Origin of the sequence: Vibrio sp. 10N.222.55.C7 (assembly GCF_041473335.1) — a bacterium.
GTDB classification, from domain to species: domain Bacteria; phylum Pseudomonadota; class Gammaproteobacteria; order Enterobacterales; family Vibrionaceae; genus Vibrio; species Vibrio crassostreae_C.
The window spans coordinates 16,384-28,088 of the sequence record NZ_JBFRSC010000060.1; the positions used below are offsets into that span (position 1 = coordinate 16,384).

Consider the following 11,705-nt stretch of genomic DNA (forward strand, 5'->3'; position numbering starts at 1 on the left):
TTTCTTGTATTCATCTTAGTGCGATAAGCACATTGCGTTTAAGTAAAGGCGAACATTAACCGATAAACGAGATGTAACCCTGAAGGATAATCAGGTTAACGATATCGATAAAGAAGGCACCAACAATTGGCACCACCATGAACGCCTGTGGTGAAGGACCAAAACGGTTCACCAAAGAGCCCATGTTCATTACCGCTGTTGGTGTTGCACCTAGGCCGAAACCACAGTGACCACCTGCCATAACCGCTGCGTCGTAGTTAGAACCCATTACTTTGAACGTCACAAAGTAAGAGAAGATACCTAACACAACCGCCTGAACCGCCAGGATAACCAAGAACGGAATCGCAAGGTCAAATATGTTCCAAAGCTTAAGGCTCATTAGCGCCATTGCTAGGAACAGTGACAATGACACCGTACCAAGAATATCGACCGTTTCGCTGTCAGTCTTATGCAGCTTAGTCACTTCAAACACGTTAGTGATGAACACACCGATAAACAACGCGTAAACGAAGTCAGGAATCATCAACCAAGAAATTTCAAAAGTCGCCACCCACTGCTCTAGGTACTTCGCACCCGTGATACAGATAAGAAGGATGAACAACACTTCAATCACCTTCTTCGCCGTCACTTTGTCTTCTTCATACTCGTTGTAAGTAACAAGTTCAGGGAAGCGTTCATGTGTTTGCGTGCCAGTGCCGTACTCAGATTCAAGCTGGTTTTTATCAATCAGCTTTTGCGCCACTGGGCTACCGATAATACCACCGATGATCAAACCAAAGGTCGCTGAAGCCATCGCGATTTCTAGCGTATTTGCAATGCCAAACGTGTCTGCAAAAGTTTGAGACCAAGCCGCGCCTGTGCCGTGACCGCCCGAAAGGGTGATAGAGCCAGCAATCAAACCCATCAAGGGTTCAAGGCCTAGTGCCGTAGCTAAGGTTACGCCTACACCGTTTTGGATAATGATGTAAACCGACGCTACCCCTAAGAATAGGAATACCTTAGCACCACCTTTTATCAGCTGCGTGTAGTTCGCCGCAAGACCGACCGTTGCAAAGAACATCAACATAAACGTGTTCTGCAGGGGCAAGGAAAACTCAAGATCAAGGCCGTTAAAGTGCAGGGCTGTAATAGCAAAAGCGACAATCAAGCCGCCGACAATGGGCTCTGGAATGTTGTACTTTTTGAGAATCGGAAGCTTTGCATTGACGAAATGACCTAGAAACAAAACACTAATCGCGATTAGGAAGGATTCTAGTGGTCCAATTGAAATTAATTGATTCATATAACCTCTATTTTTTTACGTTCTCATCTTCCCTAATGAGTCTAGTTTTATCTGTAATTATTTGTGCTGCTCTACCTATATTTATACAAACTGGAGAGAAAGTGTGGATTCGAAAAGCGAACACATTACTGCGATCGCTTAGTACCATGTTAGTAGCACGTTAACTTTTATAGGAGATAAAAGGATTTGTGACAACAATCACCTCCTAAAAGTTGAAAACGGCGTGAGTATCTATGCCGCTGACTCTGCTTTCTTAATACCTAAAAAAGCAAAAAGGAGCTATTTCTAGCTCCTCTTTCATCACCATCGCTGGTAATTAGAATTTTTTCGGTGCGTAACCAGTCATAACCTCAATGCGAAGTTCTTTACCGATCTTCGTCATTGGGTGAACAATTACGAGTCCTTTAACAGACTTTTTAAGTTTACCCATATCCGCTTGCTCAGCCTTAGTGATCTCACGGCTAAATGGCATATCAACCAGAGACTTACGCTCTTGGTTCACACCATAGCTTTCTTTGTGTTTAAGCTGGGCAATTTTCTTAGTTAGCTTCTTAATCTCTTCCTCGAACTGACGAACAACAGGACGATCATTACGAGTTTTAGCAGCATCTAACTTGTGGCGACACTTGTCTAGACGGTTGTTAATTTGTTGAAGTTCGTTTTTAACACTCATAATAATTTCCTAAGATTAAACAAGCCAATTCGGATTGGGGCGCGGAGTATAACACAAGGGTTGTGTTGAACCGAAATTTATCTGTTAATTACCAATAGAAACGAATCACATCGACACCGCTCATTCAGCTTACTTATTCTTTGTGGCGAATCTCTAAGCGGATTATTCATTGATAGGATAGCGCCTACTTCAAAAATTGCAGTCCTCGATGCATCAAAATTCCGTCTAAACTTATACTCTAACGAAATAACTAAATCAGGGTACACAGCTTGGAGTTGTTACCCCCAGCACGACTCTGAATCGCAACGTAATCACAAGGATAGCCGATGACATTATTGAAACGAACATTGACCTGCAGCCTAGCCCTGAGTGCAATGTTTGCCACAACTTATGCATCTAGTGAACAAGCCACCCAAAGTAACCTAATCGTCGAGTACTCTACACCGCAAAATACCGAAGAAGAGCAGCTCAAACGAGAGATTCAAAGCAGTGGCGTTAATGACACCGTGGTCGACCTATCAAACCAACTCTTCATGTTTGAGAAGCCATTAACCATTCAATATGGCGGGGAAAAAGGACCACTCTACGATCCACAAACCCATCAAGTACTGATCCCTTACAATTTTTACGCTGAGTCACTCAATTACTTTGAGAAGAACCAATACGAAAAAGAGTATGGGAAATCTGCGCAAACCGGCGCTATTGATACCTTGCTGCACACCCTGCTACACGAGACTGGGCATGCGTATATCGAAGATCAGAACATTGCCATATTGGGTAAAGAAGAAGATGCGGTTGATAACCTAGCAACCGTGCTACTGCTTAACTACGTAGAGCATGGGGCCGACGCTGCTATCAGCGCTGCAGACATGTTCGCTTTCGAGTCAGAAGACCGCCCAGAGTATTACGACTTGGGGGAATACATCGACGAGCACAGTTTCGATCTGCAGCGTTACTTCTCCACGTTATGCTTGGTGTATGGCAGCGATCCCGATGCCTATAAGAACTTGCTCGATGAAGTGGAAAACGACTATTTGAAAGACAGAAAAGAGTTCTGCGTTGAGCACTTTGACGTGATCAATGAAAATTGGCATCAGTATTTAAAAAAGAGTGACGATGCTTAGATGCTTAAAGGTTAGTGTCGAGAACTAGGAAAACGGCTTTGGCATCAAATTCCAAAGCCGTCACTCGATAGATTGGCTTAAGTCTTACGTGTTAAGAGTTAAGAGTTAAGAGTTAAGAGTTAAGAGCTTAAACCCTAGACGTTCACTTTGTACTTCAGATCTTGTGCTTCATCGCCCGTCATCCCTCGAAAACCCCAACAATGTGAAGGCTGCTCTTTAATGGTGATTTCAATATCAATCGGAGAGATAGCTAACTGCTTCTCTATCTCAGAAAATATCTTCTTAATTAAGCGCTTTTTGGTGTTTACCGCTCGACCTTCCATCATATTTATCTCAATGACGGTATAGGCTTCTGTTCTTCCTTCCGGGTAAAAGAAGTCATCTCGTTCCAATGGCACAAACCGATGTGCTCGCTTGTCATCGGGTAAACCCATTTCACTGTTCAAGCACTGCTGCAACACATTAGAGAGCTGCAACTTAATTGGATTTAAGCACTCTTTGATACCATAAATAACAATCATGACCATTCCTTTGATGCGATGTTAGGTATAGAAGAACGTCAGATAGAAGCATCGTCTGGCAACTACCCATTCGCTTACTATTTGTTCATATATTACCTAATGACGCGTATGAGAAAAGGTAAAAACAATGAATTTATGAACAGGTGCAACAAAATATCTATCCCTTTGCGAACATAAGCCGAAGCGAATTGATCGAACACCACCCTCCCCGCGTATATCTTCTCAAATCACATTTGAACTAAGGAGTGCTATGTGCCGAATTCACCTAGGAAGACCACGCGGACAGACGCCGAACCAGAAACACCCGTAGAGTCTTCTCTAAAGCTTGCTGTGTTTCCTCTCCCTATCTTTCTTTTACCGGGAGGCAGGCAAAGACTGCGCATTTTTGAGCCAAAGTATCTCGCGATGGTTGCTCACGCAGCGCAGGGCGATGGTTTCATTATCGCCACTCAAGACAACACTAACTCTGATCATCTCAGTTCTTGGGGAACAAAGGTGACCATCGTCGACTTCAATATGTCGGACGACCAGATATTAGAAATTGATGTCGAAGGCGAAAAGTTGGTGCAATTGCATGGGTCGTTTCGAGACGATGATGACCTGATTAAAAGTAAGTTCAGCTTGTTGCCTCACTGGCCTACCGATGAATATAAAGTGCCTAACGTGTTTACCGCTTTTTTGGTTCAGTTGTTTCGCGACCACGATTCGATAAGAACACTCTATCCCACTCCAGATTTCGAGAGCCCACAATGGATTTGCGCGCGACTACTCGAAATGATGCCTATCCCACTGGAAAAGAAAACCGAATTTACTGAACCAGCCAGTTTTCCGTCTCTAGTTCCTTTTTTGAATCAAATCATTACGGGGCAATAAGCACTTTTCTCCACTATAATTTTGTATAGTAGAAACTAATTTAAATTAAAGTGATCCCGACTTTCTCCTTTCACGTAGTGCCTATCAAATTCGCATGATGGTTAGTTACTATGCAAGTGGAAAGCAGAAGTTCAGGGAACGGCAAGGAGCATGTCATTATTCCCGATAACAAAGTACCTACAGACAACAAAGTACCGACAGAGCTATCGAGCTGGTTGATGTTGGTTGGTACAGACCGAGACAAGCAGGCGTTCACCTATTTGTTCAAGTTTTTCGCTCCTAAGATTAAGCGTTTTGGTATTAGTAAGTTGGGTGGCGAAGCGGCTGCAAACGAGCTAGTTCAAGACACGATGACTAATGTTTGGAAGAAAGCACATCTTTACAATGTAGACAAAGGCGCAGCGACCACTTGGGTTTACACCGTTATGCGTAATGCAGCGTTCGACATGTTGCGCAAAGTGAAAGCGAAAGCCGAACAAACGATAGCCGACGATATCTGGCCAATCGATGCGATGGTAGCCGAGTCTCAAAGCGAAGATTTGCCATTCGGTGACCATTTGATGAGCCGACACGTAATGACTCAAATAGAAAAGTTGCCTCTCGCTCAGAAAACCATCGTCAAAGGCGTTTACTTTCAAGAGCTCTCTCAAGAGCAACTCGCTCAGCAACTTGGCGTCCCACTTGGAACAGTGAAATCACGTCTGAGACTCGCTTTAGCCAAATTAAAAGTTCACATGGGGGAACAAGACCATGATTAAACATCACCCAAACGCGGCAATCTTGAAAGACTTCGTCGATGGCACGTTGGCTGATTCAGTTTCTTTGATTGTTTCTAGCCATGTAGAGCTGTGTGAACACTGCCAACAACAAGTCAAGCAGCTTACAGCTGTATCAGCGAATAATGCTTTTGACGCAGAGCCAGTATTCTCAAATGAAGATCTAGACAGCTTCTCAATGGACGACATGGACTTTGATTTTGACGCGATAGAGCAAATCACAGCTGATACTTCTCAGTCTGTTGAAGTGACTCCAGAGGTTCAGAAAGTAACTGTTGCTGACACGACATTCACAATCCCTCGCGCTCTAAACTCAGTAGCGAGAAAGGACTGGATGAACCTAGGCAAAATTTCACGAGCAAGACTCGATTTTGCTGACGAAGCACACCACACCAGCTTGTTGCACATCGACAAAGATGGACAAGTGCCTTGCCACACCCACAAAGGCTTCGAGATCACGCTTCTTCTAGAGGGCAGTTTCGAAGACGAAATGGGCGTTTACAACAAAGGTGACTTCATCTGGTTGGATGGCAATCACACTCATCAACCGGCAACAAAAGAAGGTTGTGTCTGTTTAACCGTTTCAAGTGATGCGCTTTACTTCACAAAAGGTGTGAGCCAACTATTCAATCCACTTGGAAAATATATCTATTAACCCAGTTGCAGGCTATAAATATACAGGATGGCATAAAGCTATCCTGTATATCGTCAATACATCTGAATAAAAACAACTACGGTGTCAAAGTAAAAACACACCCAGCTCTGTAAATACGATTAGCAATGTTGAACTATAAGAAAAAGCTCAGAGCAAGAGCAAAGGAGTTGGCCAATGGAAAAGAAAATCAAAATCGGTATCAGTGCATGTGTTGCTGGACATAAAGTACGTTTCGACACAGGTCATAAACGCTCTCGTTTTTGTACAGACGACCTAGCAGACTACGTGGAATTGGAACCTGTTTGCCCAGAGATGGCTGTTGGTCTTCCAACCCCTCGTCCAACCATTCGTCAAACAAGAATGCTAGATGACATCATCCATGTTTCTCGCCCTGATGGCTCAGGTGATGTGACCAACGAACTGATCGAGTTCGGTCAAAACTACTCAAAGAAAAACCAACACATTGCTGGCTTTATTGTGTGTCAAAAAAGCCCAACCTGCGGCATGGAGCGCGTGAAGGTGTACCACCACCATGGTCGCGGCTCTGAATCGACAGGCATAGGCATGTTCACCCAACAAATTATGGACGGCAACCCGTTACTTCCCGTTGAAGAAAACGGCCGCCTTAACGATCCCATTTTGCGTGAAAACTTCATGACTCGAGTGTTCACTTACCAAAAATGGCTCGATCTTGTGGATGAAGGTGTGACCAAGCACAAACTGATTCAGTTCCACAGCGCCCACAAATATCTAGTCATGTGTCACCACGTTGAGGGTTACAAAAGCTTAGGCAAACTGCTAGCGGGTAATGATTTAGATATCGACGAACTAGCGGCTCAATACATCGAAGGCTTGATGACGGCGTTGTCTCATCACGCGAATCGAGGCAGTCACGCCAATACGCTGCATCATTTGCAGGGTTACTTTAAAAAACAACTGAGTAGCGCTCACAAGCAAGAGCTGACCAACCAGATCGCATCATTCAGAGAGGGCGTTGTTCCACTGCTAGTGCCACTGACACTGATCAATCACTACCTGATGGAATACCCGAACGAATACCTAGAATCACAGGTTTACCTAAACCCGCACCCTCAAGAACTTAAACTGAGATACGGATATTGAGCGACATACTATGGATACGACGAGACCTGCGGATTCACGATAACCCAGCGCTCGTCGCGGCAGTTGAAAACGGCGTAACGACCGCCGTTTTCATTTCAACGCCTCAAACGTGGCGGCAACACCACCTTGCGCCGATCAAAGCTGATTTCATCTATCGTCATCTAAAACAACTCGATTCCCAGCTCGCTGAATTCGGGATAACGTTGCTTCACCTGAAAGCTAGCGACTTTGACGACCAATCCAAACAGCTCATCGATTTGTGCCAGCAGCTTGATGCCAAGTGCGTCTACGCTAACTCTGAACCAGAGGTCGATGAACAAGCTCGCGATAAAAAGCTGATTTCAAGCGGCCTAAACCTGAAGATCAGCGATTGTGACGTTATGCTGCCACTCGGTAGCGTTCTCAACAAACAAGGCGAGATGTTCAAAGTCTTTACGCCCTTTAAGAACGCTTGGTTAAAAGAAGTTCAGGTGAAAGGCATCATCTGCAGTCCAGCTCCTGTCGAGTCAGCTGAACGTTCACAAACACAGCTTCCTGACGACTTACAAGCCTTAACCATCTCTGCTGACTATGATTTCGATTTTCCGCGTGTTGATTCGAGTCGCTGGCCATTAAGCCAAGATGTATTGGGCAATGTGATCCCCAATTTCTTAGGCAATAAAGTCAACGACTACGCACGTCTGAGAGATATTCCCTCAGTTAAAGGAACATCGGGGCTATCACCTTATTTAGCGATTGGCGCCGTGAGCCCACGTTGGTTAGCGATTCAATTGATTCAGCAGCAACCCGATCTGTTATTTGATACGCAATTACCGGCCTTTTGTTGGCTCAATGAATTGATTTGGCGAGATTTTTATAAGCATTTGATGTTCCACCACCCTAAACTGGTCAAAGGTGCTAACTTTCAGCAAAAATACAATGGTTTAGATTGGTATCACGATCATCCTAGCTTCAAAGCTTGGTGCGAAGGAAAAACAGGATATCCATTGGTTGATGCCGCAATGCGTCAACTGGTTGAAACGGGCTGGATGCACAACAGACTAAGAATGGTGGTGGCAAGCTTCCTAACCAAGCACCTGCTTATTGACTGGCGTTGGGGCGAGCGTTTCTTTATGTCGCACCTTATCGACGGAGACTTTAGTGCCAACAATGGTGGCTGGCAGTGGGCTTCAAGTACTGGCTGTGATGCTCAACCTTACTTCCGAATTTTCAATCCAATCACTCAGAGTGAAAAGTTTGATCCAAAAGGAATTTTTATTCGTAAGTACATACCAGAGCTGCAAAATATCCCAGATAAGCATGTACATTTCCCACATGACTTTATCGCTAAAAACGGAATAGACAGCGAATACTGGCAACCCATCGTTGAGCACAAAGAAGCACGATTGAGAGCCTTAGCCTTCTTCAAATAATTAGAGTGAATATTATGGATAACTCTCTATGGCTTGATAACTTTCTCAACATGTATCGAGAACTCGGAACAGACAATTTCGACGTGCTGAAGACGGTTTATCACCCTGATATTGAATTCCAAGATCCGCTGCACCATGTCAGCGGTATTTCTGCGCTTACTCACTACTTCGAGAACCTCTACACCCAAGTGACGAGCTGTTACTTCCACATTGAACACACTTTCGAAGTGAACGATGAAGCTTCGGTTTACTGGACGATGCAATTTGCTCACAAGCAACTAAATGGGCAAAAGCCGATCGAAGTACAAGGACACAGCCACCTCAAGATGTTCGACGGTCAGGTGATTTACCACAGAGACTACCTCGACGTCGGTTCTATGTTGTATGAACACATTCCAGTACTGGGCTGCGCGATTAAATCCATCAAAAAGAGAGCGAGCCGATAATGCGTATTATGATTACAGGCGCGACCTCAGGTATCGGCCAATCCCTCGCTAAAGATTACGCTCAGCAAGGGCATCAGGTGATTGCTTGTGGCCGCAACCCAGACAAACTGCAGGCCTTAGTTGATTCTCACGATACAGACATCGCACATTCATCCATTTCACCGCTCTGTTTCGATCTGACCGATTACCACAACTTCCCAGAACTCGACCAAGACAAGCCGCTCGATCTGCTGATTCTAAATGCGGGTGATTGTGAATACATCGACGACCCTGTGAATTTTGATGCCGAGCTTTTCGAGCGCGTCATCAACATCAACCTAATTTCAATTGGCTACGCTCTTAAAGCTTGGTTAAAAAACATCAAGCCCGGTGGCCGTTTGGTTTTGGTAAGCTCCAGCGCCAGCTTTTTACCTTTACCTAGAGCAGAAGCTTATGGCGCTTCAAAGGCAGCCCTCACCTACTTAGGCAGAACACTTTCGGTTGATCTGGCAACGCACAACATTCATGTATCAATTGTGCACCCTGGCTTTGTTGAAACGCCATTAACCGAGCGAAATACGTTCGCTATGCCTATGATTATTAGTAGTGAGGCCGCAACTCAAAGAATCGTAAATGGTATTGCTCAAGGAAAGAGTGAAATCGATTTCCCAAGACGATTCATCATGTTGATGAAGCTACTAAGAATACTTCCAACTCCAGTTTGGCAAAAACTCGCTTCAAGGATGGTATAACAATGAAGAAAATCGCCATTATCGGGTCAGGTATCTCTGGACTCACTTGCGCACACATATTAGATAAGCACCACGACGTAACGGTATTCGAAAAGAATGATTATGTTGGGGGCCACACCGCGACCGTTGATATTGAACATCAAGGCTCGGCGTTTTCGATAGATACAGGTTTCATCGTATTCAACGATCGAACCTACCCGAATTTCAATCAGCTCCTGGAACAACTCGGTGTCGAAAGGCAACCTACAGAGATGAGCTTCAGCGTCCACAACACCACTACTAAGTTTGAGTACAACGGCCATAGCATTAACTCGTTATTCGCACAAAGGAGTAACATCTTCAAACCTCAGTTCTGGTCTTTAGTGTCTGACATTCTCAAGTTCAACAAACTGTGTAAGGCTCAGTTTGAAAGTAATGAATTCACACCAGACGTTACCCTTGGCAGTTTCCTACGCGATAATCAATTTTCAGATTTTTTCAGTCAGCACTACATTCTGCCGATGGGCGCGGCTATTTGGTCGACAAGCTTAGAGGAAATGGAAGAGTTTGAGCTGAAATTCTTTATTCAGTTTTTCTACAACCACGGATTGCTCGATATCGCGAACCGCCCTCAGTGGTATGTGATTCCAAAAGGTTCACGCTCTTACGTTGAAATTATCCTTTCACGCTTGAGTAAGCCTGTTGCACTGAATACATCGATTAAACAAGTCACTCGCCAAGAACCGGGCGTCACTGTTGAATTTGAAGATGGCAGCACGCAAAACTTCGACGAAGTAATCTTTGCCTGTCACTCAGACCAAGCCTTACGTCTGCTTGGTGATGCGACAGAACAAGAGCAACAGGTACTGGGCGAGATCCCTTACAGCCGCAATGAAGTGGTTCTGCACACCGATACACGCTTATTACCAGACAGAAAGCTGGCTTGGGCAAGTTGGAACTACATGTTAGATGGCGACAGTAAACGACCAGCCTGTGTGACTTACAACATGAACATCCTGCAAGGCATCGAAAGCCAAGACACCTTCTGTGTCACCTTGAATCAAAGCGAAAGCATCAACCCAGAGAAAATCATTCGCAGCTTTGTTTATCATCACCCGGTACTTAATTCGAACACGGTCGAAGCTCAGCACAAACGAGAGCAGATTTGTGGCAAAAACCAGACTCACTTTGCTGGTGCTTATTGGTATAACGGGTTCCATGAAGACGGTGTCCACAGTGCACTCGATGTGACCAAACGCTTCGGTTTGGATTTGAGTACGAGTTCAGCGCAATGAGCAGCCAAACCCTGACACCCGAGATGGGGATCGCATCCGAAAAAAGTGAAGAACTTAGCGGTATCTATTGGGGTAACGTCAGACATCGTCGCTTTGGCAACATCACACATGAGTTCAGCTATCAGCTGTATATGATGGGGCTCGATCTTGACGAACTGCCCCAAACCACATCGCGCAGTGCGCTGTTCGGCACTCGATGGTATAACCCGATTCGCTTTGTAGAATCGGATTATCTCGCTGAAAAAAAAGAAAATGTCACTACGTATGAACCAAAATCACTTAAGCAACGTATAGCTTCCAAAGTGCAACAACTTGGTGGTGTTTGGTCTGATTCAAACCGTGTGACGATGCTGGCTCAGTGCCGTTGTTTAGGCATCTATTTTAGCCCAATCAACTGTTTCTTCTGCTATGACGAAACTGGAGATTGTAAATACATGTTGGCAGAAGTGAGTAACACGCCTTGGCGAGAAAGACACTACTATCTGATCGACATGCACCAAGAGTTGAAGGTAAAAAAAGAGTTTCACGTTTCGCCGTTCATGGATTTGAACATGACTTATTTTTGGAAGATTAAGCCACCAGCGAAACGCACGTTAGTTCACATCGAAAGCCGCCGAGACAACAAGCTTTTCGATGCGACACTGGCCCTGACCAAACAGTCAGTAACCAAGACAAACATTAGACGAACGGTATTCAAGATTCCGGCTATGACCATAAAAGTCGTGATGGGAATTTATTATCAGGCTCTCAAATTATTCCTGAAAAAAGTACCGTTTGTGGCGCATCCAGACTCAACATCTTAAGCGCTTAAAACAG

The 11,705-nt window shown here is 44.7% G+C and carries 13 protein-coding genes; 10 read left to right on the forward strand and 3 right to left on the reverse strand.

Annotation, left to right across the window (positions count from 1 at the left end; translation table 11 throughout):
* Positions 1-55 precede the first annotated feature (55 nt).
* Together gltS and AB4482_RS20060 are read right to left on the reverse strand one after the other, a co-directional pair.
* Entirely contained in the window at positions 56-1,282 is a 1,227-nt protein-coding gene (gltS, locus tag AB4482_RS20055; RefSeq protein ID WP_017060972.1) for a sodium/glutamate symporter, read from the reverse strand.
* A gap of 316 nt (positions 1,283-1,598) precedes the next feature.
* Positions 1,599-1,955, reverse strand: a complete 357-nt coding sequence (locus AB4482_RS20060; RefSeq protein ID WP_372181502.1) for a YibL family ribosome-associated protein — start codon at positions 1,953-1,955, stop codon at positions 1,599-1,601.
* 326 nt (positions 1,956-2,281) lie between these two features.
* On the opposite strand from AB4482_RS20060, the gene AB4482_RS20065 reads away from it, so the two are divergent.
* On the forward strand, positions 2,282-3,079 hold the full coding sequence (locus AB4482_RS20065; RefSeq protein ID WP_372181504.1) for a DUF4344 domain-containing metallopeptidase: 798 nt from the start codon (positions 2,282-2,284) through the stop codon (positions 3,077-3,079).
* Between the two features lie 134 nt (positions 3,080-3,213).
* On the opposite strand, the gene AB4482_RS20070 is transcribed toward AB4482_RS20065, so the two are convergent.
* Positions 3,214-3,600: a tautomerase family protein gene (locus AB4482_RS20070; protein ID WP_102320407.1), complete on the reverse strand. Its 387-nt coding sequence runs from the start codon at positions 3,598-3,600 to the stop codon at positions 3,214-3,216.
* Positions 3,601-3,852: 252 nt separating this feature from the next.
* On the opposite strand from AB4482_RS20070, the gene AB4482_RS20075 reads away from it, so the two are divergent.
* The 9 genes from AB4482_RS20075 to AB4482_RS20115 all read left to right on the forward strand — a co-directional run bounded on the left by AB4482_RS20075 (position 3,853) and on the right by AB4482_RS20115 (position 11,692).
* Positions 3,853-4,473, forward strand: coding sequence for an LON peptidase substrate-binding domain-containing protein (locus AB4482_RS20075; RefSeq protein ID WP_372181505.1), 621 nt, complete (start codon positions 3,853-3,855; stop codon positions 4,471-4,473).
* 110 nt (positions 4,474-4,583) lie between these two features.
* On the forward strand, positions 4,584-5,231 hold the full coding sequence (locus AB4482_RS20080) for a sigma-70 family RNA polymerase sigma factor (RefSeq protein WP_372129570.1): 648 nt from the start codon (positions 4,584-4,586) through the stop codon (positions 5,229-5,231).
* Complete coding sequence (locus AB4482_RS20085; RefSeq protein ID WP_372181507.1) at positions 5,224-5,904, forward strand: ChrR family anti-sigma-E factor; 681 nt, start codon at positions 5,224-5,226, stop codon at positions 5,902-5,904. Before AB4482_RS20080 ends, AB4482_RS20085 begins: the two co-directional genes overlap by 8 nt.
* A 174-nt stretch (positions 5,905-6,078) precedes the next feature.
* Positions 6,079-7,026, forward strand: a complete 948-nt coding sequence (locus AB4482_RS20090; protein ID WP_017060965.1) for a DUF523 and DUF1722 domain-containing protein — start codon at positions 6,079-6,081, stop codon at positions 7,024-7,026.
* Entirely contained in the window at positions 7,023-8,438 is a 1,416-nt protein-coding gene (phrB, locus tag AB4482_RS20095) for a deoxyribodipyrimidine photo-lyase (protein WP_065583940.1), read from the forward strand. Before AB4482_RS20090 ends, phrB begins: the two co-directional genes overlap by 4 nt.
* A 14-nt stretch (positions 8,439-8,452) precedes the next feature.
* Positions 8,453-8,884, forward strand: coding sequence for a nuclear transport factor 2 family protein (locus AB4482_RS20100; protein WP_048660595.1), 432 nt, complete (start codon positions 8,453-8,455; stop codon positions 8,882-8,884).
* A complete protein-coding gene (locus AB4482_RS20105; protein ID WP_107898598.1) occupies positions 8,884-9,615 on the forward strand; it encodes an SDR family NAD(P)-dependent oxidoreductase in 732 nt (243 codons plus the stop codon). The genes AB4482_RS20100 and AB4482_RS20105 overlap by 1 nt, the downstream gene beginning before the upstream one ends.
* A gap of 2 nt (positions 9,616-9,617) precedes the next feature.
* Positions 9,618-10,889 (forward strand): NAD(P)/FAD-dependent oxidoreductase, encoded by a 1,272-nt coding sequence (locus AB4482_RS20110; RefSeq protein ID WP_102480348.1) that lies wholly within the window; start codon positions 9,618-9,620, stop codon positions 10,887-10,889.
* A complete protein-coding gene (locus AB4482_RS20115; RefSeq protein ID WP_102432128.1) occupies positions 10,886-11,692 on the forward strand; it encodes a DUF1365 domain-containing protein in 807 nt (268 codons plus the stop codon). Before AB4482_RS20110 ends, AB4482_RS20115 begins: the two co-directional genes overlap by 4 nt.
* Positions 11,693-11,705: the final 13 nt, after the last annotated feature.